We start from the raw sequence: 26,608 nt of genomic DNA on the forward strand, positions 1-26,608 counted from the left end.
ATGCGGCGGGAGCGAGGGACTACATTGCGCTAACAGGCGGCTCGAATCGGTCGAGCTGCGGTTAGGTCATATCATGCAAAGCGAGCGTCACCCCTCAATATCGTCGAACCCTGTCGATCCGCCTTTTCGGCGCGGCGCTTTCGCTCGGGCCGATACCTCGATCGCCGGCGGCCTCACGTCGATCGCTTGGGTCGTCGTCTTCAGCTGTATCGTCGGCGTGGGGTTTTGGGCTACCCATCGCAGTCAACCGCTATTGCCGAACCTCGTCGTGGGCATCGCGATCGGGTTGAGCGCGTCGCTCTTCAGCACGCTGCTGAACCGATTCGGCTCGCCCCGGATTGGACCCGTGGTGAAGGTGCTGCTGATCGCGCCGGTCAGCGTCGTTATCGGCGTCGAATTCACGGCGGCTACCGTCGGTGGCGTGCCGCATCTGATCGGTCAAGGGAACATCGGTGTCTGGTTGAACTACGGCACGTCGTTTGTCGTGACCGGCGTAGCATGCGCATTCTTTATCGTCTCGGCACAGGCCATGCGGATGCGCGCGTCGCTCGAGACACAGCGGCGCGAGGCGGCCGAATTGCGGCAATCGGAGACGGCGGCGCGCTTGGCGCTTTTGCAAGCGCAAATCGAGCCGCACTTTCTCTTCAACACGCTGGCCAATGTACAAAGCTTGATCGAGCGCGATCCGGCGCGCGCGGCGTCGATGCTCGATAGCCTGAACCGATATCTGCGCGCGAGCCTGAGCCGCACGCGTAGCACGACGTCCACGCTGGCCGACGAACTCGAACTCGTCGAAGCGCTGCTCAATATCGCCGCGATTCGCTTGGGCGAGCGCTTGCGATTTGCGATCGACGTGCCCGAGCCGCTGCGTCAGTTGCCGCTCGCACCATTACTCTTGCAGCCTCTCGTGGAAAACGCGCTGTTGCATGGGATCGAGCCGTCGATAGAAGGCGGCGAGATCCGCGTGGTCGGGCGCCGCGAAGGCGATATGCTCGTGCTCGAAGCGATCGATACGGGCGTGGGTCTCGGCCATAGCACTAAGCTGCACGGCGGCGTGGGCCTCGCAAATGTTCGCGCGCGGCTCGCCTCGATGTATGGCGTACGCGCGTCCGTGTCCGTGGCGGCGAACGCCCATGCCGCGCGGGGCGTGACCGCAAGCTTGTCTATTCCTATTCGCTGACATGCCTTCCGCCCTCATCGCCGACGACGAACCGAATCTTTCCGCCGAACTGGCGGCGCGCCTGACGCGCTTTTGGCCCGAACTGAAAATCGTGGCCATTTCGCGCGACGGCGTCGACGCACTGGCTCAACTGAACGAGAAGCGACCGGACTTCGCCTTCCTCGACATCCGGATGCCGGGCATCGACGGGCTTAAAGTGGCTCAGCTCGCGAGCGACGTGCGCGTCGTCTTTGTCACCGCCTACGATGCACACGCCGTCGAAGCGTTCGAGACATCGGCCGTCGACTATCTGCTCAAACCGGTGACGGACGATCGGTTGATGCGATGCATTGCACGCTTGCAGCGCCACGGCGCGCCGACGCCTGAAGATGCTGCGGCGGTGGCCGCTTGTATTCAGCGGGATGCGGCGCCGATCCGTTGGCTCACGGTCGGCGTGAAGGATGCGACCAAGCTCGTGTCGATCGACGATGTCTTATTTTTTCAGGCGACGGATAAATACACCGAAGCCGTAACGGCCGATCAACGCCATTTAATTCGCACGCCGCTCAAGGAATTGCTGCCGCGGCTCGATGCCGATCGATTTGCTCAAGTGCATCGCAGCGTGATCGTTGCGTATAAGGCGATCGATCGTGTCGAGCGCGACCTGCTGGGACGCCTACGGATTCATTTGATCGGTCACGACGCCGTGCTGCCCGTCAGTCGCGCGTATGGGGCGTTGTTCAAGCAGATGTGACCGATCGTTGGGGCTTTACATGCTGCGCAGCGCAAAGCGCTTGAGCTTGCCCGTCTCCGTGCGAGGCAACGCGTCGAGAAACTCAATGACGCGCGGGTACTTATACGGCGCGACCGTCTGTTTCACGAACCCCTGTAGCTGCGCAACAAGTGCATCGTCGGGCAGATATCCGGCCTTCACGACGACGAACGCCTTCACGATTTGCCCGCGCTCTTCATCGGGGACGCCGATGACGCCGCAATCCGCGACGGCGTCATGCTGCATCAACGCGCTTTCGACCTCCGGCCCGGAGATGTTGTAGCCGGCGGAGACGATCATGTCGTCGGATCGTGCTTGATAAAAGACGTAACCGTCGGCATCGATATAGACCGCATCGCCCGGCAGATTCCAGCCGTCGCGCACGAACTTCTTTTGCCGCTCGTCGGCCAAATACCGGCATCCCGTCGGGCCCCGCACGGCAAGCTTGCCGACTTCGCCGACAGCTACCGGGCGCATCTCATCGTCGACGACGGCGATCTCGTACCCGGGAACGGCCTGTCCGATCGCGCAAGAGCGCACCTTCTCGCCCGCCGACGAAATGAAGATATGGATCATTTCGGTGCCGCCGATTCCATCGATCATTTCGATTCCCGTCGTCTCGCGCCATAGCGCGCGCGTCGAATCGGGCAAAGCCTCGCCGGCCGATACGGTTTTCGTGAGGCTAGAGATGTCGAAGCGCGGCACAAGCGGCGCCATCTGACGATAGAAGGTAGGCGCCGTAAACATCGTCGTCGCGCGGAAACGTTCGACGGTGCGCAGCAGCGTCTCGGGTGTCAGCTTCTCGATGAGGACGGTCGATGCGCCCACGCGCATCGGAAAGCACAGCAACCCGCCGAGGCCGAACGTGAAAGCAAGCGGCGGCGTGCCGCAAAAGACGTCGGATGAGACCGGCTTGAGGATATGTCTTGGGAATAGATCGCACATCGCGAGCACGTCGCGATGAAAATGCATGCAGCCCTTCGGGGCGCCCGTCGTTCCGCTTGTAAATGCGATCAAGCAGACATCGTCGGCTGCCGTATCGCATGCCTTGAATTGCGACGGCTTCGAGGCGGCCATCGATTCGATCGAGCCGGGTTCATCGCTATGAAACACCCGAACGTCCATAAGATCCGCGCAGAAATATTCGCCTTCCTTGTCGCGGCATCGGTTCAAATCGTCGACGAGCCGTGCGTCGCAAAGCGCCGCGCCGATCTTCGCTTTGTCGATGACTTGCTTCAGTTCTTTAGCACGCAGCAGCGGCATCGTCGGGACGACAACAAGTCCTGCCTTCAAACTCGCGAGGAACGCGGTCGCCATTTCCAACGTATTGGGGCCGCGTAGCAAAATGCGATTGCCGGGCACGAGACCCATCTCTTCGACGAGCACGTGTGCCCATCGATCGACCATTTCGCGCAGTTCTCGGTACGTCGTGGCGGACGGTGTATCGTCCGCTTCGGACCAGATCGCGACGCGATGGCCATGGCCGGCCGCGATCGTCGCATCGAGGAGTTCCGTCGCGCAGTTCAAGCGCTCGGGGTAGGAGACATCGGGGCAGTCGAGCAGCAAGACGGGCCATTGATCTTGCGGCGGCAGATTGTCTCGCGCAAACGTATCGACATGGGCAGACGGTTGCATGACTCCCTCCGAGTCAGTCCGGTATCACGGCGGTGGCTTCGATCTCTACTTTGGCTCGGTCTTCAATGAGCGCCGCGACTTGCACGGCGCTCATGGCGATGTCGTAGTCGCCGATGAGTTCGCGGAACGCCTGGCCGATATCTCTCGATGCCGCGAGATATTCGCGTTTATCGGTCACGTACCAAGTCATTCTGACGAGGTGTTCGGGGCTGGCACCAGCCTCTTTCAATATCGCGACGATGTTCGAGAGCGCCTGGCGGGCTTGATCGGCGAAGATGTCGGAGCGGAACTGCCCCGTTTCGTCCCAGCCGATTTGGCCGGCGACGAACACCTGAGTGCCATGCGCGCTTACACCGTTCGCATAGCCGCGCGGCTTCGGCCAACCGGCCGGCAAAAGTGGTCGTTTCATGACGAGATGCCTTTCTGTGCAGTCGTGGATGAGGTTGCCGTCGCGGTGGCCGCTTGCAGCAGCGCCGCGCGAATATCGTAGGGGATATCGATCGATACGCCCGATGCGAGCGATGTCGTCACAAGCACCTGCGTCGCGGCGAAGCGCACGCCGTCGTGACCCTGGCCGACAATGTGAATGCGGATCGAGCGGCTTCCGACATGTGTCAGCGATAGCGCGAGCGAGATCGTCTCCCCCATCCGGCTCGGGCGAGCGAACTCGCAATCGAGCTTGACGATGGGCAGACCGATGCGCCGCTCGCCGATCATCTCGGCGTAGTCGATGCCGAGCGCGTCGGTGAACCAGTCTTCGACGAGTCCGTTGGTGAGCGTCAGGTATTGCGGAAAAAAGACGATGCCGGCCGGATCGCAGTGGGCGAAACGGATGCGTACCGGGCGCTCGAAAACGATGGGAGCGGCATTCGTCATCGCGTCACGCTCGGTTCTTGACGACCACCGGACGATTCGGCATGTTCTTTAAGCAGATCGCGTCCGACGATAAGTTGTTGCACCTCGGTCGCACCTTCATAGATGCGCAGCGCGCGGATCTCGCGATAAAGCGTTTCTACGGGCGTACCGCTGCACACGCCTTGGCCGCCCCACAGTTGGACCGCCGCATCGATGACGCGTTGCGCGCCCTCGCTGGCGTGCCACTTCGCCATCGCGGCTTCGCGCGTGACGCGCTTGCCCTGATCGCGCATCCAGGCGGCGCGATAGACGAGCAGGGCCGCCGAATCGATCGTCAACGCCATTTCGCCGAGCTTCGCTTGCGTCAATTGGAAGTCGCCGAGCGTCTGCCCGAACATACGGCGCGACGAGGCGCGTACAAGCGCTTCTTGCATGGCGCGGCGCGCGAAGCCGAGCGATGCGGCCGCCACCGATGTCCGAAAAATATCGAGCGTCCGCATGGCGAGCTTGAATCCTTCTCCGGCCGCGCCGAGCCGCTGCGATTTCGGCACGCGAGCGCCGTCGAAGCGTAGGCGCGCGAGCGGGTGCGGAGCGATGACGTCGATGCGCTCGGCGATGCTGAATCCGGGCGTATCGGCATCGACGACGAACGCGCTGATCCCACGCGCGCCGGGTGCCTCTCCGGTGCGGGCGAAGACGACGTAAAAGTCGGCGATGCCGCCGTTCGAGATCCACGTTTTCTCGCCGTCGAGCACATAGGCGTCGCCGTCTTCGCGGGCGGCGAGCGAGAGCGCCGCGACGTCGGAGCCCGCATCGGGCTCCGACAACGCGAACGCGGCGATCGCTTGCCCGCCGGCGACGCGCGGCAAGTAGCGCTGCTTCTGCTCGTCGGTGCCGGCCAGCGAGATGGCGCCCGATCCGAGCCCCTGCATCGCGAGGGCGAAATCGGCCAACCCGGAATGCCGAGCGAGCGTCTCGCGTAAGAGGCAAACGGCGCGCGTATCGATCGCGTCGCCATGCCCGCCGTACGCCGTGCCGCCTACGCCATAGCGCAACCAGCCGTCGGCCCCGAGCGCGCGCACGAGTCGCCGGCATTGGTCGTCGAGGCTTGCGCGTCCCTGCGGCCCCGGCACGATGGGATCCGTATGTTCGAGCGCGGCTCGATTGGCGTCGCACCAGGCATCGAGTTCATGGACGAGCGCGCGATGGCGATCTTCGAAGAAGGGCCAGTCGAGCATGTCGTTCCGTTGAGCGCCGGTCATAGTCAGTCCCCTTGAAACGTGGGGCGCGTTTTGGCGGCGAACGCGTGATAGGCGCGTTCGAAGTCGCGCGTGGCCATGCAAATCGCCTGAGCTTGCGCTTCCGATTCGATGGCTTCGTCCACGCTCATGCTCCACTCTTGATGAAGCATCGTCTTCGTCACCCCGTGGGCGAACGTCGGCCCGGCGGCGATGGTGCGCGCGAGCTCGTGGGCGTCGGCAAGCAGCGAATCGGGCGCGCACAAACGGTTGTAGAAACCCCACGCATAGCCTTCGTCGCCGCTTGCAGCGCGGCCCGTAAACAGCAACTCCGAGGCGCGGCCTTGGCCGATGATGCGCGGCAAGATCGAGCAGGCGCCCATGTCGCAGCCGGCTAGGCCCACGCGTGTGAAGAGGAAGGCGAGTTTGCTGCGGGAGGTGCCGAGCCGCATGTCGGAGGCCATGGCGATGATGGCACCGGCCCCGGCGCAGACGCCGTCGACGGCAGCGACGATCGGTTGCGGACAGTGACGCATGGCTTTGACGAGATCGCCCGTCATCCGCGTGAACATCAGCAATTGCGGCATCGGCAAACCGATCAGCGGCCCGATGATTTCGTGTACGTCGCCGCCCGAGCAGAAATTCTCTCCGGCGCCGTGGATGACGATCGTTTTAACGTCCGTTGCATAGGCGAGTTGGCGAAACAGGTCGCGCAACTCCGCATACGATTCGAACGTCAGCGGGTTCTTGCGCTCGGGCCGATTCAATACAATCGTGCCAACGCCATCCTCGAGCCGCCAGCCGAAGTGCTGCGCCGAATACGAGGCCAGCGTCGTACGATTGCCGGCGAGTAGCGCGTCGGCGGTGAATGCGGCGTCCGTCATGATTGACATCTCCTATTCGTTTGCATTGCCGGCATGCCCATGGTTTGTCGGCGCCAGCGCTTGTTTTAGCTATTCTTGATGCTATCGAGCAGATGCGCCTTCAGTTTGCCGAGGCGTTGATACACCTTGGATTTGTCGTCGACGGATAGCCCGCCGAACAGCTCGATCACCCAGCGTTCGTGGGCCTGCGCCATCTTATCGAATAGGGTCCGGCCGGCTGGGGTGAGTTTGACCGTGAATGCACGACGATCGTTCGGATCGATATCGCGCGCGACTAGCCCTTCTTTCTCGAGCTGATCGGTCAGTCCAGTCACGTTGCCGCCCGTTACCATCAGCCGCCGTGAGATCTCGCTCATCTTCAGGCCTTCGGGATGGCGTTCGAGTTGCGCCATGAAATCGAAGCGCGGCAGCGTCGTATCGAACTCGGCGCGCAGTCTGCGGCGTAACTCCGTTTGTACGAGATTGGTCGTCGTCAAGAGACGCAGCCATAGGCGCAGGCTCATATGACTGTCCGCGCCCGTGGTCATCTCGAGGTCGACGGCATTGTGCGTGCGCGGCGCCGCGCGTTTTTTCGTTGATGCGTGAACGGTCTCGCTCACATTACTTCTCCACCGGAAATCGAAATCGACTGGCCTGTGATCGAGCCCGATTCGGGCATTGCAAGCCATAGCACCGCGTGCGCGACTTCCTCGGGTTCGATGAAGCGCCGCTGTGGGTTGGCGCGTTGAAGCGCCGCGCGAGCATCGTCGGCCGTGCGGCGCGTCTTGGCGACGACTTGATCGAGCGACGCTTGCAGCAGCGGTGTTTCCGTGTATCCGGGGCAGACCGCGTTGACCGTGATGCCGGTCGTTGCCGTTTCGAGCCCTAGCGCGCGCGTCATTCCGATGACGCCGTGCTTCGCCGCGCAATAGGCGCTGACGTAGGGGTATCCGATCTGCCCGGCCGTGCTTGCCACGTTGACGATACGGCCGAAGCCGCGCTCGATCATCGCCGGCAGGACCGCTTGCGTGCAGAGGAACGTGCCGGTCAGATTCACGCCGAGCATGCGATTCCAGAGTTCGAGATCCGTTTTGCCGAACGGCGCGGCTTGGGCTTGGCCCGCGTTGTTGACGAGAATGTCCACGGGACCGAGCGCGTCGCGTGCCGAGGCGAATGCGTTCTGGACGGCCTCGGGTTGCGTGACGTCGGCTGCGGCGCAGTGAACCGCATGCGATGTGCCGAGCTGTGAACGTTGCGCGTCGAGTTTGGCGGCGTCGCGACCGATCAGCGTGACTCGGGCTCCCGCATCGACGAGGGCGCGGGCGATCGCCGCGCCGATGCCGCTGCCGCCGCCGGTGACGACCGCGTGTAGGTTGTCGAGTACGTTGGTGCTATGCGTGTTTCCGCTCATCGCGACGCTCCCTCGGCCGCTGTCGGCCTTTCGCGCTCGAAATTGCGTTCGAGCTGACTCTTTGCCGCCTTATATTGATTCGGCCATGCGACGTCGAAGTAGCCGATCTTGGCTGCCTCGGTCAGCGTCCATGCCGGATTGGCCAAGTGCGGCCGTGCGATGGCGCATAGATCGGCTCGGCCGGCCGCGATGATGCTATTGACGTGGTCGGCTTCGGAGATGGCGCCGACGGCGATCGTCGCGATGCCTGCTTCATTGCGAACCCGATCGGCGAACGGCGTTTGGAACATGCGTCCGTACACGGGTCTTTCGGCTTTGCTGACTTGGCCGGAGGAGACATCGATCATATCGGCGCCGGCCGCTTTGAAGGCATGGGCGATTTGCACGGCGTCGTCCGGTGTCGTACCGCCGTCGACCCAATCGTGAGCCGAAATCCGCACCGAGATCGGTTTGCCTTGCGGCCACACCTTGCGGATCGCTTTGAAGACTTCGAGCGGATAGCGCAGACGGTTTTCGAGGCTGCCGCCGTACTCGTCCGTGCGCTGATTCGTGAGCGGAGAGATGAAACTCGAGAGCAGGTAGCCGTGTGCGCAATGCAATTCGAGCCAATCGAAGCCGGCTTCGTCGGCCATTTCCGTTGCGCGTACGAATTGCGCCTCGATTTCGCGTAGTTCATCGCGCGTAGCGGCGCTGGACCATTGGCTCACGCCCGCTAAATATTGTTGCGGCGAGGCCGAGACGATCGGCCAATTGCCGTCGGGGAGCGGTTGATCGATGCCTTCCCAGGCTACGCGCGTCGATGCTTTGGCGCCGGCGTGTCCGAGCTGCATTCCGATCTTGGCATCGCTCATTCGATGGACGAATTCGACGATCCGGCGCCACGCGTCCCGATGTTCGGGCGCGTACATGCCGGGGCAGCCGGGTGTGATGCGGGCCTGCGGCGACACGCAGGTCATCTCGGTCATGACGAGACCGGCGCCGCCCATCGCGCGGGCACCGAGATGGGTCAAGTGATAGTCGCCTACGGTGCCGTCTACGGCCGAGTATTGCGCCATCGGCGAAACGACCACACGATTTTTCAGCGTGAGGTCTCGCACGGAGAACGGCGTGAACATCGGGGGAACGGAATGGGTGTCGTCGGTTTTGGCGTTCGCGCCGGCTTTATCGGCTAACCATTGCTCGAATGAACGGACATAGCGGGCATCGCGTTCACGCAGGTTCTCATGCGAGATTCGCTGCGAACGCGTGAGCAGCGAGTAGGCGAATTGCTCGGGCTCGAACGAAGCATAGCGTTCGACATGTTCGAACCATTCCGTCGAATTGCGCGCCGCGTTTTGGATGCGCAGTACGTCGACGCTGCGTGTTTGCGTGTAATGCGTCAATGCCGCGTGCAGGTCGTTCGGGTGCGCGTCGATGCTATCTGCTAGGGCGATGGCGTCTTCGAGTGCGAGCTTCGTGCCCGAGCCGATCGAGAAATGGGCCGTATGAGCGGCGTCGCCCATCAACACGATGGGTGTCGTAGTATCTTTTCCTCGCGGCCTGTAATGGACCCACTCTTGATTGACCACGCGCGGGAAGCGGATCCATTGCGCGGAGCCGCGCAAGTGCGATGCGTTCGACATCAATGCGTGGCCGTCGAGGTACTTCGCGAACAGGCGCTCGCAGAACGCGATACCCGCTTCTTTGCTCATTTCGTCGAGGCCGGCGGCGCGCCATACGCGTTCGGGGGCCTCGACGATGAAGGTGGACGTGTCTTCGTCGAAACGGTAAGCATGCGCTTGAAACCAGCCCCATTCGGTCTTTTCGAAGGCGAAGGTGAACGCGTCGAATAGCTTGTGCGTGCCGAGCCAGACGAAGCGGCAATCGCGCGTGTCGATGTCGGGGCGATAGGTGTCGGCGTACTTCTGACGGATGGGGCTATTGGCGCCGTCGCAGGCGATGATTAAGTCGGCGTCGTAGTCGTCATCGTTCGTGACGTTCGTTTCGAAAACGAGTTCGACGCCGAGTGCTTCACAGCGCGCCTGCAAGATATTGAGCAGACGTTTGCGCCCGATGCCGCAAAAGCCGTGGCCGGACGAGCGGATCGTGCGGCCGCCGAAGTGAACGTCGATGTCGTCCCAATGGTTGAACGCATCGAGAATCATCTCGGCGCTCGGTGCATCGGCCGCGCGCAGATTTTCCAGCGTTTGATCGGAGAAGACGACGCCCCAGCCGAAGGTGTCGTACGGACGGTTCCGTTCGATGACGGAGACTTCGTGCGCTGGGTTGCGCAGTTTCATCAATAAGCCGAAGTAAAGGCCAGCCGGCCCGCCCCCGATGCAGACGATGCGCATGATCGCTCCTCGCGTGTCGATGGGGGAAATTTAGGGGTAAATAGTTTAGGTGTCAAGTAATTTGGGGTGGTGTGACTGGATGGTGGCGTTGTTGTGATTGGATGTAATGAAGCCCGTCTTGGGAATAGATGGCGGATGCATCCCCACGCCCCAGGGCTAGGCGCCTGCGAAAAGACAAGGATGTGTCGCCCCGGCGCTGCTGCCGCTGACCCAGTTATTGGCAGAGGAGAGTGCGTCTGCTACTCCATTGGATTCCAACTGACGATATCGTCAAAGCACGTTGCACGCGCGATTGTCTGGACCGCAATAGCTCATGTCGGCCAACAGCTGTCAGGTCACATCTGTCCCACTGTCAAGCGGCAAAGCCCTCGCGCAGCAAAGTCTCCTGCTTCTCGAACAGTAGCGGATTACTTTTTCTGAGCTTTTCTAGGTTGATGAGTTTCCATCTTATGGCGGGCAGTTCGCTCAACTGCGCGTACGGCATCAGCGACCAATCGGGTTCGGCGCGAACCAAGGAAATCAGGAACTGGCGGTGTTGTTCAGTGAGGGCGGCCGGCAGTTCCCGATGCAGACGCTCCTGCGTAGATTCGAGCACGTCAAGACCGATGGTCTCGATTGTCATCCCGACGAAGTCGCTCTCGTAAACCGCCGCCATCGAATGCTTATGGTTGAACAGCACTTCGTGAACCGGCCGGTTGTGTCCGGAGAGGTAGGCCACGAAGGCATCCACGATATCGGCGCGCAGACCGAATACCGAGAACATGTGCATCACGTCAAACAGATCACGCGGGTGCTGGCGGTCCAGCGCCGCTACGAGCTTGCTCCCGTATAGCTCGGCTTCGTGGAGGGTAGGCACGACGATACGGGTGTTGAACAGCTCCTCCGCGGATTTCACGAGAGGACGCGAGACGGGATCCAGCAGCGTGCCTCTAAACACGTAGTTGACTTCCACCTTGACCGAGGTTTCGCCGTGAGATAACGGTGAGCTTCACTTCATCGCCCTTGGCCTTGCCGGACATAGTGGCAGCCGAAAACCCGGTGGCATGTCCTTCGGCCTCAATGCGCTCTCGCGCGCGTTCGATCTCTTTGCTGATCGCGGCGATCGCTTCGTCACGGGAAAGCGTTGAGTCCGTTACCACTACATCAATGTCGACAGAAAGACGAGGCATCTCCTGCAAGAGGAGGTTCAATGCGGTTCCACCTTTCATGGCGAACAGAGGAGTATCGAAAATGATCGGTGCAATGCCCAGCATCAACCGGACGGTATCTACCTAGATGTCGTTCATTTTGGCTTGAGTGTTATTCGGCCATTTTTTGTCTGATTCGACCATCTTTTCCCGGCGCCAAGACGGTCTACATGCTTCTGAAGTCCTCGAGCCCACGAAAAGTCCGCTTCAAGGCCGAGGTCGCGCACGAGCCTGACCACCTTCACCCGGTGGCAGTGACTTAAAAACTCATCTAGTACGTCGGGGCGCAAATTGCGTAGGCTCACCATCAGGTTGCTCGCTTCCTCAAGTGATTGTCCCTTGCCGATGTCACTGGCGAGTTCCAAGATCGCTCGCTCCGGTATCGATACCTTGACGTCTGGGTCCCCGGTTGGGAGCGGTTTGAGGCCCTTTTCGTAGGGCAAATCGTCGTCGAACAGGGTCGTGGTCTGAAATGAGTAGCTGAGGGACTGGCCCACCCACGAGGGGATGCGATAGGGCTTCTGGCCCCATAGAACAACCTTTTCGCGAAACGCAATGTTATGACGGACTCCTTGCCAGGAAAGAGCTGTTTTTCCGCCGACGTGAAGGCCCGCGATTCGTCGACTCAGGTATGCGACCGAACCGTCCCTTGTGGGAGTGTCGCCGGTCAAAAGGTATACGCCCTGCGAGAGCCGTTGCAGCCACCCGGATTTGACCATGTGTGCCGCGAGCGCAGCGCTGATCCCCATGTTCCTTAGCATGTCGGAATCGATAGGATGGCCGCGCCGAGTCTCCCGCATCAGCCGCTGGACTGCTTTGCTGCTCATCGGACCTCGTCGGTTGCGTTATTTATTTGCAGTATATACAGGAATTTCTTTATTAATCGCACTTTTTTAACGGAATTCTTCCAGACACAGGCGGCCTCTGAGATCTCACGAGCTCGCGTTGTTTGGGTGCTGGAACTACCGCGTTGATTTGATTTTATGCAATCAGACAACGCCGTTTAGGTTGGGCGGGAGGGTCATTTTCGTAGAAGGGCCGCCTTTGGATGACTAGCCGGGAGCCTAGCTGAACAGGCATGTACGGTGCAGCTGGACTCGCGAGATGAGGCGGGGCACTGCGACTTCTGACGCCAATAAAAAGCACTCGTGCGCGTCAGGTCAATTTGGGCCGGCGGCTGCCTCGCCTCGCGCCGCGGTACTTCCGTTGCCGGTTCTGGGTGTCTCAAATGCCGCAAGACGGACTTTTGCTCGCGGCGACGGAAGTTACCGCCTGGCGCTTTTGAGCGACTTGTGTCCCGGGAAGCTCCGCGCCCTGGTTCATGAGCTCGATATATCCGTAGTAACTGAATAACCGGTTGCGCTTCCGTGCAGTGAGTTCTCGCACGATACCTAGCCCCTCGAGAAGCGTTAGCGACTTGTTCACAGTAGCCGGTGTGAGGCCGGTTTTTTCGACAAGCCGGGCAGAGTCCGCGATCGGATGTTCCATCAGAGCTCGATGAACTTGCAAAGCCGAGGGAGTTGCGCGGCCGAGCGTCCCGATCGCATCTCTATCGTGATCGGAAAGGGCGAGGAGTTGACGCGCGGTGTCCACAGCTTGCGTCGAGGTCACGATTACAGCGTCAGCGAAGAAGTCTAGCCAAGCTTCCCAGTCGCCGTCCACGCGGACCCTATTGAGCAGTTCATAGTAGTACTGACGATGGGTTTTGAAGTAGAGGCTGAGATACAGCATCGGCTCACTCAGTACCTGTTGCTCGCAGAGCAGCAAAGTGATTAGCAAGCGTCCGAGACGGCCGTTGCCGTCGAGGAACGGGTGGATGGTTTCGAACTGGACGTGTGCAAGTGCTGCTTTAACTAGCACGGGCGTCGACAGGGGTTGGTCATGCAAGAACAGTTCGAGCTTGCTCATGCACTCCAATACTTGCTCGGGAGGTGGTGGCACGAAAGCAGCGTTGCCCGGGCGGGTGCCGCCAATCCAATTTTGCGTTCGCCTGAACTGCCCCGGCGTCAGGCGACTACCGCGGCCTTTCGCGAGAAGTACCGAGTGCACCTCTCGGATCAGTCGGAGCGACAGGGGAAGACCGTTTCGCAGGAGATGCAATCCGTGATTCAAAGCGGCCACATAATTGCTGACTTCGCGGACATCGTCCAGGGCGACGCCTGGCGCTTCGTCGAGTTCGAAAAGGAGCAAATCCGAAAGCGAGGACTGTGTGCCCTCGATCATGGACGATAGCACCGCCTCTTTTCGGACGTACATATAGAGGAACAGCGCGGTATCGGGCAGCAACGTCGACACGCTGTCCAGCCGACCCAGCGAAAGCAACGCTCGGTCGAACTTGTTGCGCAATGCCGGAGTCCATTCAATTGGTGGGTGCGGTGGCAGTGGCGCCGGAACGAAGGAGCGAACCTTTTCGCCGACGGTGGAGACGGTGAGGTAGCGACCTTGAGCGCTTCGCTTCATCGGATCCCGATCGTAAAATATGGAGAGTCGTTATTTTACGATGGGTCGTTATCTTAAAATAGCGTTTTTAGTCGTCTCAACGGCGGGTTGGGCCTGGCGTCAGCCGCAGACGTGTTCCACCGGCGCATCTTGGCCCCGTTGAAACCGAGATCCTCAAGCTCCAACTCGTCGACGAAGCCATCTTTGACCCTGACCGGATCGTCCTGTCCGATGTAGTCATCGATGCATTCGGGGAGAAGTGAAACTTGCTTGCGGTCATCGCCTTCAACGAATCGCTTCATGAGTCACCCTGGCTCGATGCGTTGATTCAGTTTACGCGATGAGTGCGTTTTCACACACGCTCGGTCAGTTTCGGACACTCGACCTCGGCACACAGATCGCCGACAATCGTGACGACTCATTTACTCAAGCTCCCATCGATGAAAGTATCCCGGGATTTCGGAATTGTTGTCCGTCGGGCCGCGCTTGCAGCCAAGAACGTCGACCTGTCAATGGTCATGATCGAATTCAATCTTGCTAGATACTTTGACGAATCTGACAATCTGATATCGCTTGGTCCTTTCTTCGGAGGCGATGCAGCCGACGAATGCATGAGATCTTTGGAAAAGCTTGGTCTCACGTATATCGAAGACGTTTTTATCTTCGAGGGGTTTGTGCCCGAATGGTGCTCGTTCGAGGTATTCTGAACGCGGCCACAGACGAGATGCGCCGGGTTTCGGCCAGACGCGGTCATCGCACGAATTTTGATAGATTGTTCTTTTTTGCTTTTCTACGCCTAAATGTTTGGAATGTTTAAAAAGCGGCAAGCGTCGTCGTCCCAGCCTGAAGACCCGCTCTGCTTGGTTTTCATCCCTGCGCTTGTGACCGTTCTTCTCCATGCTGAGAAGACGCTGGGCAGGCCATTGACAGAGGCTGAAGTTATCGCCATTCGTGACGAAGCAGTTTGCATAGCGATGCCCGCTTCAAAAGCTGCAATGATGGAAGAGAAACGCGGCTACCCAGACATTGTTGCAGAGGCGGTATGGCTTGAGTGGCAGTCAGCGCGCCTACAATTCAGTCAAACCTAATTATTTGATCCACCGACTTACGAGCAAGTGCTCTCCAACGTCCGGATTCGGTCGAGCTACGACCTCGCCGCGGCGCCGAGCGTCGAAGCGGCGGAGTCGAACAGGGTGGGGCCCGTCTCGGTCACTCGACGCTTCTCAGACAATCGCCGAGATTTCGCGTACCCAAAGAAGCAGTTCTCGAGGCCAGTATTGGATGAGGAAGACGCTAGTTTACCTTCATGACGTTTGGTACTGCCCGGACGGGTCGGGCAACTACGTGCATGGACCGGACGAAGATGCCGCTCGAACTCTCAACGAGCCAGGCAGCGAGTGGGTATGGACGTTCTGGGCATCGTCACATGCGCAAGCGATGAGCATTTACTACGAGTACGTCGGCTACGGAATATACATCGCCCGTTGCGACGACGACCTCGTCCCTTATTCCCAAGCCATGCACGACCGCCAAACAGCATGTTTGCGATCTCCGTAACCGGCGCCTTCCTGCGTGAGTCGCCGTGCGGCCAGGAAGGGCCGTTCGACATAGCTTCCTGGATCATCGACAATTGGCGCAGCCTCCCGACCATGCAAACAATCCACCATGCTCTTCGATTCGGCCCGCCACGAACCTATGCTCTGGGACGCACAGCGCGTCCGGGAGACGATTGTACGTATTGTCAATGACACAAGTGCCGCATTCACGCCCGATGCGCTGTGGCCGGCGCACCCGCTGGACTGTGACGATGCCGACTCCGCGCCGGCGCTGACGCCGCTCTACTTCGGCGCGACCGGCGTAATCTGGGCGCTTCACTATCTCGATGCACTGGGCGCGGCCCGCATGTCACCTTCCGGCATAAAGGAGCCGGGTATTTCCGGCATATAGGCGCCAGCAGAAGTGGGTAGAAACGAGCATCTTTGCTGTTCAAGAATGGGCCGTTTAGGTGGCGTTTGCAAGGTTCAAGTGATGCTCCGGAAGGTGCCTCGGGCTTCGATAGGAGTGGCCGTCGAGCACCAGGCAGTAAGCGTTGTGACGCAATCGGTCGAGCGTGGCCGAGGCGAGCAATCGATTGGCCGGGAACGCTTGATCCCATTCGGTCAGATCGAGGTTGCTCGTGACGATGGTGGACGCCGCCTCGTAACGTTCGGCGATCAGTTCATGCAGGTCCTCGTCGGCGGGCGGACGTAGCGGCTTGAGCCCAAAGTCATCGATGATCAGCAATTCGACGCGCATTAAGCTGGCAAGTCGGCGCTCGTAAGCGCCGGTGGCACGTGCTGCATTCAAGCTCGTGGTGAGCTGGGTGCAGGTGGTGAACAGCACGTCGACGCCTTGACGAACGGCGCAATGGCCGAGAGCCTGGGCCAAGTGGCTCTTACCAGTACCGCAAGGCCCGACGATGAGCACCGGGGCATGTTCGCCGAGGTAACGGCCGCCGGCCAGATCATGCACGAGCGCGCGGTTCAATTGCGGCAGCCGATCGAAGTCGAATTGCTCCAGTGTCTTGCTCGTGCGGAAGGCGGCGCGTCGCATGCGCAGCGCAAACTTCTTCTGTTCACGCCGGGCGACTTCGTCTTCGATCAGCAGCGCCAGGAAGTCGACGTAAGAGAGCTTGGCATCGATCGCTTGGCGATTGCGCGCTTCGAGCGAGTCGAGGATACCGGACAGACGCAATTGCTTCAGATGCGGGGTCAAGGCTGGCATGGGTTGCATGGCCATCTCCTGGGTTAATGACGCACGTCGGCGTCGGGAGCAAACAGAGACTGTGCGTCGCGGGCGAAACGCGCGCCGGGGGCGTGGACGTGTTCGCTGCAATCGCTAAGTGGATGTTGGTCGAAGCCGCCCACAAGAATGGTCTTGACGGTCCGATAGAAGGGACTGGCGTGTGCCAGCGCGCGAGCGCAGGCCGCTTCCAGGCGCGAGGCGCCGTACGGCTTTTGCAAACGCATGACACCCTGTGCCGCGCGCAAGCGTTCGAGGATGTGATCGGCCAGTAGCAGCTCGATGAGCTCGGCACAAGCCGGTCCCACGCGCCTCGCCTGTTCGAGACACCACTGGCGATCGTGAGCGAGAAACGCGCGAGCCTCGGGCGGCAGATGGTCGCGCACGGTGAGCCGATCGCCGGGACGACGGCCGCGCACATGCGAAGCCACGAGTCGGTAATCGTCGTAGATGCAGATCGAAGCATCGGTCGCACGCAGCCACAACCGCTTGCCGACCAACGAGAATGGCACGGAATACAGCATGCGCTGATGCGCGACATGGCAGTCGCGGTGGACCGAGACCTTGTGCCAAGTGCCCAGGTCGGGTGCGACGTCCGGCAGTTCGCGCATTAGCGGCCGTTCGAGCTCGAACAGATCGAGTGGGGCCTTGCGCGTAGTGCCGTGGATGCGACGTCCCGCTTCGTGCATGACCCAGTGACGGGTCTGCTCGTTCAGATCCGTGAAGTCGCGGAACTGGCGCAGCGGCAAGAAATTGCCTTTTACGTATTTGACGCCGGCTTCGACGATGCCCTTCTTGGGCGGATCGGCCGGCGGGCAAGGGTCGATGCGGAAGCCGTAGCCTTCGGCACATTCTGCATAGGCGCGTTGCACGACGGGATCGTACGTACAGGCACGCGTGATTGCGCACTTGGGGTTGTCGATGATCACGCGCGCAGGCACCGCGCCGAACCATTCGAACGCGCGGCGATGGCACCCGAGCCAAGTCGCAACCGTCTGGTCCCAGACGAATTCGACGTACTGGTGTCGCGAGAAGGCAAGCGTCATCACGAACGCCCACGTGCGCCGGAACACGCCGTCGGCGTCGGGCAGCATCGGGCCGGCGCCGAAATCGACTTGGGCGGCTTCGCCGGGCGCAAAGCTCAGCGGCACGGTGGCGTCGGGCGGCCGATCGGCGTTGATCGAAACGATCATGCGATACACCGACGAATAGCTGCCGGTGTAGCCGTGCTCACGCCGTAATGCGGCCAGAATCGCGGTGCCGGGCACGTTCTGCTCGAGCCAGGACGCAATCAAGGCGCGGTGGACCTCGAGCCCTGAAACAGTCGACCTTGCCTTGTGCGGCGGGCCTAGCGCCGCGGCGATCTCGGCGTCATCCGGTAGCGGCGCATCGGGCTTGAGCCAGCCGCATTGCTCGGCCAACTCTCGCAGTGCGGCGAGCTTGCGTCGGCCCATGTAGCGGCAGCGCGCCAGTTCGCGCTCGCAATCCCCGTGGCGCATGCGCACGAGAACCTGTCGATATTGATGCATCTCGATTCTCCGTCGGCCCATCGCAGCCTCCCTTGGGGGATCACGCCCCACAAGTTAAGCCTGCAATGAGCATCACAATCGAGATGCTCGATTCCTTCCCTGGCTCCTATATGCCGAAAACCGGCTGGCTCCTATATGCCGGAAACGAAGTGGCTCCTTTATGCCGAAAACGCCCCGGCTCCTTTATGCCGGAAGCCCGGTGGCTCCTATATGGCGGAAGATGACACCGCACGCACACTAGATGGCCGGAGCAGCTTGAGCCGATCCGCCTACGCAACCAGGCATGGCTTGCCTCGGAGGATTTCGAAGCCGATGCATCATTCTTGATGGGCGAGCTACCGATACTAATGCTGCAATATGCGCAGGCACCCACGCCAGCGCTCGAAGCCAGACTCGCGGAGCTGATCGCATGCAATATCGACCATCCCGCGCGTGAACTGATGTGGGGAGCGCCCGGAACATTACTCGCTGCATGTTTTCTGTTTGAGTTCACGCGTAACGAGCGCTGGGCGACATTATTTCGCGACACGGCGCAGCATCTATGGAACCAGCTACAGTGGTCAGACAAGCACGGCTGCCGCTTCTGGACCCAGGGTTTGTACGGCAAGCATGTTACGTATCTTGACGGCGTGCACGGCTTTGTCGCGACCGCTTCGCCGTTGATTCGAGGACGACATCTTCTCGACGCCGAAGATTGGTCGCGCTGGCAGGAAGCGATTGAGAACACGGTGCTTCGCACGGCAACCTGGGAGGACAATAAGGTCAACTGGCGTGCGCAACTCGACTCGACGGTCACGTCGAACGACCGCCTGTTGATGCAGTTCTGTCACGGCGCACCGGGCTTCGTCATCTGTCTCGCGAACCTGCCGGACACGACGCTAGACGATATCCTGATTGCCGCAGGTGAAGCGGTCTGGGCTGCGGGGCCGGTCGCAAAGGGCGCGGCTCTCTGTCACGGCACGGCTGGCAACGGCTATACATTCCTTGCGCTGTACCATCGCACCAAAGACGCAATCTGGCTCGATCGGGCTCGCGCATTCGCGATGCACAGCATCCACCAGTCTGAAGCCGATGCTACGCGGTATGGACGGCTACGCTATGCGCTATGGACCGGCGACTTGGGTGTGGCTGTTTACCTGTTGGACTGCCTACGCGGTATTCCTGCATTTCCAACACTCGACGTCTTTTATCCGCCTCATTCGGTTGCGGTGTAGTACGGCGTTGGCCCAAGTGCTCGCGCCGGGCCGCATGCGGCCACTCTCGGTCATTGGCAATTCATCGCTTAACGTCTGCTGATAGACTGCACCGGACCTTGAGCCCCGGAATTCGGCGGGATCTTTAATATCTACTGCGCGTACTTTGCGCTGTTGAACATGGCAGACATCCCCATGGAATTTTTGCCCGACGGATTCGAGCCGCTGCGAACCTACGCGTCAGAACGTCTTGCTCTCGAGGTACTTTCAGCAGCCCATGCACGTCAGGACTACGATTGCGTTACGGCGTCTGCTGAAGCCATTCGAGGAGTGTTCGGCCCCGATAACGGATGGCCTGACAGGGATATGACATATGTCGAGAATCTGGCGGATCTCGAACGCCACGAACAAGAGTTTAACGCTCGACAAGCCTTTGCCTACGCGATCTTTGAGAATGCCGGAGTTCACGGTCGCCGTCTCTACGCAGGCTGCCTTTACATCAAGCCGATCAAGTCGCGTTTTGATAATGATTGCCGAAGGACGTTGTTCAACGCCCAGGCGTTTTGTTGGTTTTCCACATCAACCCACAACGACCTATTTGGTCAGCTCGCGGCTGAGGAGTTGATGCAGTGGATTGAGAAGTGTTGGCCTTTCGCCGCTGTCGCGTTCCCAGGCCGCAATATCAGCTGGCATGAATGGCTTGCCCTTGCGACCGCTAGTAGTAGCTAACGGTTGCAAGGGCAACTTCCTCAACCGAAGTCTGTACTTGGGTTGGTAGCTGCCGTTCACCGACGAGTCGGCGAATGTCCAAGACGGGTCGATAGCGTTGAAAAACTCGTCGGCTACGCGTCGCGCGAGGTTTTCAGGGGTCCGCTTACCCTTGGCGGATGCTCACGAGCGGCTTATACGCCGATCTGAGAGGTCGATTTTTCGAGCGCCGTGCACGTACCGAAGCAACCGGAGTTTTTCAACACTATCGGCCGGCATGAGACGTTGCCGTCCTATAATCGCACGTGCAACGCGCTTCGACGATATCTTCAGTCCAAGCCCGTCGAGCAGCGGACTCGTGTTTCGTTGCCCATGAGTGGGCTCGCGGCAGCAGCATCGGATCAATACTTCATTGTCTTTTCTCAGTCAGATGCCCTGGAACGGGAATAAGTCGGGACGAAGCCGAAGTTGTTGCAATTGCCTAGTTGTCGGCGGCTATTGGATCCGTTTATGCTCTGAACTCCAATAAGATTGGCGGGAAGATAGAGGGTGTATCGGCTATCCGCCGTTGACTCTCGTCTGCCGGCCCCACAATACAAAGTCGGAGAAATTATGACCCGCTTCACCGCCGATCAGATTGAAGATGCTTATTCTCGACCATACATTTTGCCCCGCAGGGTCACCATGGTCCTTGACTTTGCGAAGAATGAATCGGTAGAACTATTTCCCGCCTACGAGGTGCGGGTAGTCCCAAACCAAACGCACTATGTTTTCCATCATGTAAAGTGGATCAAAATCGCTGCCTTCAGTAATAAGCAGTCAATGGGGGAGGGCTGGATCCCGAAAGCGGTTCTTCACGATTTTGCCTATGCGGCGTTGGTGAACACGCAAGTCACGGGGGTGTCGTTCGGCGGTGACAAGATCGATTACGACAGCGGTATCAATGCGACCGCTAGAACGATAGCGTCACCCACCTTGGGAGCCGTCATGTCGCGCTGCGCCGACTGCGGTGCCACACTGACTTCACACAAGGTCTACGAAGATAGAGATATATCCGAGAAGATGGACAAGTTGATCGACATGCTGCTCAACGTCGAGGGGGCTCTTACGAAACGCTATGGTGCGACATGGGTGCCGAAGGCCGCCGGCAACCAGGCAATCATGCTGGGCATGGCGAGAACCGGGAATGGGAGGTACATCCTCGCATATAGCGGATTCGACGATACTGGCCGTGCTATGTTGGAAGATGTGATGGATAGGCTTGCAAAGAAGGTTAACCAAAAGGGGAAATGGTCCCTGGCGAACAGGATCCCACAGGGGACGGTGCAAGCCACAAGACGCAACGGCACACAATTGGGTATCAACGACATCAACACCGTCTTCGGTCTGACGGCGGTCCCGCAGATCACGTCGCTCAGCGATTTGATGTGCGCCGCTCCCAAGCTCATCTATCATGCGTTCGATGTGCTCCATGCCGATTCGCTCTCTGCGATGACAGAGACATGGTATGAGCCAGGCAACCAGAAGTCGTTTCAAAATAGCACGGGGAGAACGCTTCGTCGTCACGGTCAAAGGGTACCTTCATGTACCCGATGTTCGACGGTGGTCCGCTTGCTACTCTGCCCCTGACGATATTGCTAGGCAACGGGTTATTCGGTTACTACGGTCATATCAAACTCATGAACCGGGGCACCGAGCTTCCCCGGACATAAATGCTCGCGCGCTCGTCCGGTACGAATCAGATTTGGGCCGTACAGGATGGATGGGAGTCACGCCCCCGGCACGATATCGGGCGGCCACCGGCCATACTCCGCCGCGTTGATTACATGCGATGTAATTGGCTCAAGTAACGCCGGCTTCTACTCTTCGGCTGTCGCGCCTCCATTCCGGTCGCGCTCACCGCCAAGGAGATACCATGTCCACCTATCCTCTTCACACGATCGAATCGGCTCCCGAGCAATCGAGGCCCGTGCTGCGGAAACTACAGCAGGCGTTCGGGCTGATCCCGAACATCGCCGCAACGATGGCCGGATCGCCGGTGCTGATCAACGGTTTTATCGGCCTGTTCGAGTGCGTGCATGCCGGCAGTCTGACCGAAGCCCAGATTCAGACGCTTTTGCTGACGAACGCGGTGACGAATGCAAGCGAATGGCCGGTAGCATTTCATACGGCGCTCGCATTGAAGGAAGGCGTGCAGCGCGCCGATGTCGACGCGATCCGGCGCGGTGCCTTGCCGGACGATGCCGGACTGGCCGCGTTATCGGCATTGGCTCGCACTCTGATAGAGAAGCGAGGCCGCGTGGCCGAATTGGACCGGAAACGCTTCCTGGAAGCGGGGTTCAGCAGCGAGCAGATACTCGAGGTGATCGCAGTGGTAGCAGCATCGACGATCACGAATTATGCGAGCAACGTAACGCATCCTCCGCTCGAAGCGCAGTTCGAGGAGGCCGTTTGGCATGCGCCCGCGCCTGCGGCTTGAACCATTCCTATCCGTCCACACAAATTGGGAAAATCGATGAACGCTATCCATCCCGATCCGAAAGCGTCACCGGGCGAGCTCGGCGATCTACTGCGCTATTGGCGGGACGTGCGTGGCGTGAGTCAGCTTGATCTGTCGCTCGAGGCCGGTATCTCGCAGCGTCAGATCAGCTTCATCGAAAGCGGGCGCAGCGTTCCCGGACGGGACACGCTGCTGACGCTTGCACAGACGCTCGATGTGCCGCTGCGCGAGCGCAATGCCCTGTTGCTGGCTGCCGGCTATGCGCCCGTATATTCAGAGGCGCCGTGGAACGCACAGGAGATGCACAGCGTCATCCGCGCGCTCGAACGGGTCGTTCGCCAGCACGAGCCTTTTCCCGCGATCGTGATGGATCGTCACTGGAACGTTCTGATGACCAACGACGCGGCGCCGCGCTTTTTCGACTGTTTCATCGACATGACCGCGCGCCCTGGTCCGCGCAACATGCTGCACCTGATCTTCGACCCGCAAGGAATGCGTCCATTCGTGGCCGATTGGGACGTTGTTTCGCGAAGCTTGCTGCAACGCGTGTATCGGGAATCGGTCGGCAACGTCATCGACAACGGCACCACGCGTTTGCTGGACGAACTGCTTGCATATCCGGACGTGCCGCGTGACTGGAGGACAAATTATGGGCCGTCCGCAGCGCCCACGATGCCCGTCATTCCGATGGATTTCATCAGCGAGAGGGGCATGCTTCGATATTTCTCGATGGTTACGACCGTTGGTGCGCCGCAGAGCGTTATGACACAGGAACTACGTCTAGAATGCATGTTCCCTGCCGATGAAGAAACCGAGGCCCGCCATCGGGAACTGCTCGCCGCGCATTCAAAAAGTCACGGAACAGGGGGCTGACGTTCCCTTGCGCTCTCGGTCGAACCGGCCTCCCCCAAAGACAACGCCCGGCCTCCCGCCCGTCGGCCTTCCAGCACCGGCAGTAACCGCTAGAATTGCAGCTTTAGCCGGAATACGCCAATGTCATTTGCTTCGCTTGGCCTGATCGATCCCCTGCTCCGTAACGTACAGGACCTCAACTACCGGACCCCCACGCCGGTACAGGTGAAGGCGATTCCCGCAGTGCTAAGTGGCAAGGATGTCTTGGCTGCGGCACAGACCGGCACTGGCAAAACGGCGGGTTTTGCGCTCCCACTGTTGCAGCGGCTAGTGCAACACGGCCCGGCGGTCTCCAGCAACCGCGCGCGTGTTCTGGTGCTGGTGCCCACACGTGAACTGGCTGAACAAGTGCTGCAAAGCTTTATCGCTTACGGCAAAGGCCTCGATTTACGATTTCTGGCGGCCTACGGCGGTGTCAGTATCAACCCGCAGATGATGAAGTTGCGCAAGGGCGTCGATGTGCTCGTCGCTACGCCGGGCCGTTTGTTAGATCTCAATCGCCAGAACGCAGTCCAGTTCGATCAAGTACAAACGTTAGTGCTGGATGAAGCCGACCGCATGTTGGATCTAGGCTTTGAGCGCGAACTCAACGCCGTCTTCGCTGCGTTGCCCGCTCGGCGCCAGACTCTGCTGTTCTCCGCCACATTCACCGATGACATCCGAGCGATGGCAGCGAGCATTCTTCACGGTCCGGTCAACATTAGCGTCAGCCCGCCCAATGTCACCGCCAGCAACATCAAGCAGTGGGTGGTGCCGGTAGACAAAAAGAACAAGCCCGACCTCTTTATGCACCTTGTCGCCGAGAACCACTGGGAGCACGCGCTGGTCTTCGTCAAAACCCGCAATGGCGTGGATTATCTCGCAGCGTTGCTGGATGAGGCGGGCTATGCGATCGACACCATTCACGGCGACAAGCCGCAACCGGCGCGTCTACGCGCACTGGAGCGCTTCAAGAGCGGCGAAGTCAATATGCTGGTAGCCACCGATGTCGCCGCGCGCGGGCTAGACATCGACGACCTGCCGCTCGTGATCAACGTCGACCTGCCGATCGTGGCGCAAGACTATGTGCACCGTATCGGCCGTACCGGCCGCGCAGGGGCCAGCGGCGTGGCGGTATCCCTCGTGTGTGCCGATGAAGCGCCGCAACTCGCTGCGATCGAAGCGCTGATCCGGCAAACACTGCCCCGTAAAGAAGAGCCGGGTTTCGAGGCCGACCATCGCGTGCCGGAAACCAGCGCGACGGGTCAGATCATCAAGAAACCCAAAAAGCCCAAGAAACCCAAAGTGCCGCAAGCGGCGCCCGGCGCCATGCCGGCACTCGGCAAAAAGCCGCACCCGCAAAGTGGCGAAAACAAACGCAAGCCCGCGGCGCAGCATGCTCGGAGCGCGGGTAAAGGTGCAAACTTGTCGAGCGGTAATCCTTTCAGCGCGCAAAAGCCACGCAGCAAGCCGGCCAGCAAGTCATCCGCGGGTTCGCGTATGCCGGCAGGCAAACCCCCTGGTGGCCGAGGCAAGCGCCAGCCCTGATCCGCGAGGATGAGTAACATCGGCCTGGCCGTCCAATGGCACCTATGCCGAAAAGGAGAGCACGATGTCTCAACGTTTCGATGCAATCGTCATAGGCACCGGACAGGCCGGCCCGGCACTCGCCGCAAGGCTCTCCGGCGCGGGCATGAAAGTCGCCATCGTCGAACGCGGGCGGTTCGGCGGCACGTGCGTGAACACTGGCTGCATCCCCACTAAGACGCTGGTGGCCAGCGCTTATGCGGCCCACCTAGCTCGTCGAGCTGCCGAGTACGGCGTCATGATTGGCGGCCCGGTCACGGTCGACATGAAGCAGGTAAAGGCGCGCAAAGACCGGATTTCCGAACGCTCCAGTCGCAACGTGGAAAATTGGCTCCGAGGCCTAGAGCGCTGCACGGTCTACCAGGGCCATGCCCGCTTCGAAAGCGCCAAGACCGTGCGAGTCGGCGATGAATTGCTGGAAGCGGAACGAATCTTTATCAACGTCGGTGGACGGGCGCTGATTCCGCCCATGCCGGGCCTCGATCAGGTGTCCTACTTCACGAATTCGACCATGATGGACGTCGATTTTCTGCCGGAGCACTTGATCGTGGTCGGCGGTAGCTACATCGGGCTCGAGTTCGGCCAGATGTATCGGCGCTTCGGGTCCAAAGTGACGATTGTGGAGAGAGGGCCGCGCCTCATTGCGCGCGAGGACGAGGACGTGTCGCAGGCTGTGCAGGAAATCCTAGAGGCCGAGGGGATCGATGTCCAGCTCGATTCCAACTGCCTGAGCGCGCGACGCGATGGCGGCAACATCGTCGTTGGACTCGATTGCTCCGGCGGGGCTCGTGAAGTTGCGGGCTCGCATCTTTTGCTCGCCGTCGGGCGCGCGCCGAACACCGACGCTCTCGGGTTGGAAAAAGCCGGCATCGCGACCGACGCGCACGGCTACATCGGCGTGGATGACCAACTGCGCACCAATGTCCCGGGCATCTGGGCGCTGGGCGACTGCAACGGCCGCGGCGCGTTCACCCATACGTCGTACAACGACTACGAGATCGTCGCAGCGAACCTGCTCGACAACGACCCGCGCAAGCTGTCGGACCGAATTCCGGCGTACGCGTTGTTCATCGACCCGCCGCTTGGCCGCGTCGGCATGACGCTAAACGAGGCGAAACGGTCGGGCCGCAAGCTGCTCGTGGGCACCCGGCCGATGACGCGCGTAGGACGCGCCGTGGAAAAAGGCGAGAGCCAGGGGTTCATGAAGGCGATCGTCGATGCGGATACCGGGACTATCCTCGGGGCCTCGATCCTCGGGGTAACCGGTGACGAAGTAGTGCATTCGCTGCTCGACGTGATGTACGCCAAAGCCCCCTACACCACGATCAGCCGCGCGGTGCACATCCATCCGACCGTAAGCGAGCTGGTGCCGACCATGCTCCAGGACTTACAACCTCTGGCCTAGCGCCACGCACGCATACAGCTGACGGCACGACCCGTGTGCCGGTGCAGCATTCGACGCTCAGGATAGGTCCGGGCGGCGAAGCATCCTCTCGGGCACGAGATCTGCTCCAGCAAGTTGCCTTC

General features: G+C 60.3%; 24 protein-coding genes and 2 pseudogenes. 12 read left to right on the forward strand and 14 right to left on the reverse strand.

Annotated elements, in window-relative coordinates; all coding sequences use genetic code 11:
* The first annotated feature begins 73 nt into the window (after positions 1-73).
* The gene (locus tag AB1286_RS32205; RefSeq protein ID WP_430367229.1) at positions 74-1,180 is read left to right on the forward strand and encodes a sensor histidine kinase; all 1,107 of its coding nucleotides are present in this window, start codon (positions 74-76) and stop codon (positions 1,178-1,180) included.
* 1 nt (position 1,181) lies between these two features.
* Entirely contained in the window at positions 1,182-1,913 is a 732-nt protein-coding gene (locus AB1286_RS32210) for a LytR/AlgR family response regulator transcription factor (RefSeq protein WP_430367230.1), read from the forward strand.
* Between the two features lie 15 nt (positions 1,914-1,928).
* Here AB1286_RS32210 and AB1286_RS32215 read toward each other — a convergent pair whose 3' ends face one another.
* From AB1286_RS32215 to AB1286_RS32270, 12 genes and pseudogenes are all read right to left on the reverse strand, one after another.
* Complete coding sequence (locus AB1286_RS32215; RefSeq protein ID WP_430367231.1) at positions 1,929-3,566, reverse strand: AMP-binding protein; 1,638 nt, start codon at positions 3,564-3,566, stop codon at positions 1,929-1,931.
* A 13-nt stretch (positions 3,567-3,579) separates the two neighbouring features.
* Positions 3,580-3,975: a RidA family protein gene (locus tag AB1286_RS32220; RefSeq protein ID WP_430367232.1), complete on the reverse strand. Its 396-nt coding sequence runs from the start codon at positions 3,973-3,975 to the stop codon at positions 3,580-3,582.
* Positions 3,972-4,442, reverse strand: coding sequence for an acyl-CoA thioesterase (locus AB1286_RS32225; protein WP_430367233.1), 471 nt, complete (start codon positions 4,440-4,442; stop codon positions 3,972-3,974). Before AB1286_RS32225 ends, AB1286_RS32220 begins: the two co-directional genes overlap by 4 nt.
* Positions 4,439-5,683 (reverse strand): acyl-CoA dehydrogenase family protein, encoded by a 1,245-nt coding sequence (locus AB1286_RS32230; protein WP_430367234.1) that lies wholly within the window; start codon positions 5,681-5,683, stop codon positions 4,439-4,441. The genes AB1286_RS32225 and AB1286_RS32230 overlap by 4 nt, the downstream gene beginning before the upstream one ends.
* A gap of 2 nt (positions 5,684-5,685) precedes the next feature.
* Positions 5,686-6,543: an enoyl-CoA hydratase family protein gene (locus AB1286_RS32235; RefSeq protein ID WP_430367235.1), complete on the reverse strand. Its 858-nt coding sequence runs from the start codon at positions 6,541-6,543 to the stop codon at positions 5,686-5,688.
* Positions 6,544-6,608: 65 nt separating this feature from the next.
* A complete protein-coding gene (locus tag AB1286_RS32240) occupies positions 6,609-7,142 on the reverse strand; it encodes a MarR family winged helix-turn-helix transcriptional regulator (protein WP_430367236.1) in 534 nt (177 codons plus the stop codon).
* Positions 7,139-7,933, reverse strand: a complete 795-nt coding sequence (locus AB1286_RS32245) for an SDR family NAD(P)-dependent oxidoreductase (RefSeq protein WP_430367237.1) — start codon at positions 7,931-7,933, stop codon at positions 7,139-7,141. Before AB1286_RS32245 ends, AB1286_RS32240 begins: the two co-directional genes overlap by 4 nt.
* On the reverse strand, positions 7,930-10,266 hold the full coding sequence (locus tag AB1286_RS32250) for a bifunctional salicylyl-CoA 5-hydroxylase/oxidoreductase (protein WP_430367238.1): 2,337 nt from the start codon (positions 10,264-10,266) through the stop codon (positions 7,930-7,932). Before AB1286_RS32250 ends, AB1286_RS32245 begins: the two co-directional genes overlap by 4 nt.
* 352 nt (positions 10,267-10,618) lie before the next feature.
* Positions 10,619-11,519: pseudogene (locus AB1286_RS32255) on the reverse strand (nucleotidyl transferase AbiEii/AbiGii toxin family protein).
* Positions 11,520-11,548: 29 nt separating this feature from the next.
* Complete coding sequence (locus AB1286_RS32260) at positions 11,549-12,280, reverse strand: type IV toxin-antitoxin system AbiEi family antitoxin domain-containing protein (protein ID WP_430367239.1); 732 nt, start codon at positions 12,278-12,280, stop codon at positions 11,549-11,551.
* A gap of 397 nt (positions 12,281-12,677) precedes the next feature.
* Entirely contained in the window at positions 12,678-13,913 is a 1,236-nt protein-coding gene (locus tag AB1286_RS32265) for a Fic family protein (RefSeq protein WP_430367240.1), read from the reverse strand.
* Between the two features lie 131 nt (positions 13,914-14,044).
* Positions 14,045-14,194, reverse strand: a pseudogene (locus AB1286_RS32270) (IS5/IS1182 family transposase); the annotation flags it as partial.
* A 138-nt stretch (positions 14,195-14,332) separates the two neighbouring features.
* Here AB1286_RS32270 and AB1286_RS32275 point away from each other — a divergent pair.
* From AB1286_RS32275 to AB1286_RS32285, 3 genes are all read left to right on the forward strand, one after another.
* Entirely contained in the window at positions 14,333-14,599 is a 267-nt protein-coding gene (locus AB1286_RS32275) for a hypothetical protein (RefSeq protein ID WP_430367241.1), read from the forward strand.
* 93 nt (positions 14,600-14,692) lie between these two features.
* Positions 14,693-14,980: a hypothetical protein gene (locus tag AB1286_RS32280; RefSeq protein WP_430367242.1), complete on the forward strand. Its 288-nt coding sequence runs from the start codon at positions 14,693-14,695 to the stop codon at positions 14,978-14,980.
* 577 nt (positions 14,981-15,557) lie between these two features.
* Positions 15,558-15,839 (forward strand): hypothetical protein, encoded by a 282-nt coding sequence (locus AB1286_RS32285; protein WP_430367243.1) that lies wholly within the window; start codon positions 15,558-15,560, stop codon positions 15,837-15,839.
* Positions 15,840-15,893: 54 nt separating this feature from the next.
* Here AB1286_RS32285 and istB read toward each other — a convergent pair whose 3' ends face one another.
* Positions 15,894-16,664, reverse strand: coding sequence for an IS21-like element helper ATPase IstB (gene istB / locus AB1286_RS32290; protein ID WP_116134848.1), 771 nt, complete (start codon positions 16,662-16,664; stop codon positions 15,894-15,896).
* Positions 16,665-16,678: 14 nt separating this feature from the next.
* Entirely contained in the window at positions 16,679-18,202 is a 1,524-nt protein-coding gene (gene istA, locus AB1286_RS32295) for an IS21 family transposase (protein ID WP_430367244.1), read from the reverse strand.
* Between the two features lie 347 nt (positions 18,203-18,549).
* Between istA and AB1286_RS32300 the strand changes: the two genes are divergently transcribed.
* From AB1286_RS32300 to AB1286_RS32330, 7 genes are all read left to right on the forward strand, one after another.
* Entirely contained in the window at positions 18,550-19,416 is an 867-nt protein-coding gene (locus AB1286_RS32300; RefSeq protein WP_430367245.1) for a lanthionine synthetase C family protein, read from the forward strand.
* A gap of 159 nt (positions 19,417-19,575) precedes the next feature.
* Positions 19,576-20,124: a hypothetical protein gene (locus tag AB1286_RS32305; protein WP_430367246.1), complete on the forward strand. Its 549-nt coding sequence runs from the start codon at positions 19,576-19,578 to the stop codon at positions 20,122-20,124.
* 591 nt (positions 20,125-20,715) lie between these two features.
* Entirely contained in the window at positions 20,716-21,732 is a 1,017-nt protein-coding gene (locus tag AB1286_RS32310) for a hypothetical protein (RefSeq protein ID WP_430367247.1), read from the forward strand.
* A 286-nt stretch (positions 21,733-22,018) separates the two neighbouring features.
* Positions 22,019-22,582 carry a carboxymuconolactone decarboxylase family protein gene (locus AB1286_RS32315; RefSeq protein WP_430367248.1) on the forward strand — a complete coding sequence of 188 codons (564 nt, stop codon included), beginning with the start codon at positions 22,019-22,021 and terminating at the stop codon, positions 22,580-22,582.
* Between the two features lie 36 nt (positions 22,583-22,618).
* Positions 22,619-23,476 (forward strand): helix-turn-helix domain-containing protein, encoded by an 858-nt coding sequence (locus AB1286_RS32320; RefSeq protein WP_430367249.1) that lies wholly within the window; start codon positions 22,619-22,621, stop codon positions 23,474-23,476.
* 120 nt (positions 23,477-23,596) lie between these two features.
* A complete protein-coding gene (locus AB1286_RS32325; RefSeq protein ID WP_430367250.1) occupies positions 23,597-25,042 on the forward strand; it encodes a DEAD/DEAH box helicase in 1,446 nt (481 codons plus the stop codon).
* A gap of 64 nt (positions 25,043-25,106) precedes the next feature.
* Positions 25,107-26,486 (forward strand): FAD-containing oxidoreductase, encoded by a 1,380-nt coding sequence (locus tag AB1286_RS32330; RefSeq protein WP_430367251.1) that lies wholly within the window; start codon positions 25,107-25,109, stop codon positions 26,484-26,486.
* Positions 26,487-26,608 lie beyond the last annotated feature (122 nt).

Source organism: Trinickia sp. NRRL B-1857, from assembly GCF_050470685.1.
In the GTDB taxonomy this organism is placed as follows: domain Bacteria; phylum Pseudomonadota; class Gammaproteobacteria; order Burkholderiales; family Burkholderiaceae; genus Trinickia.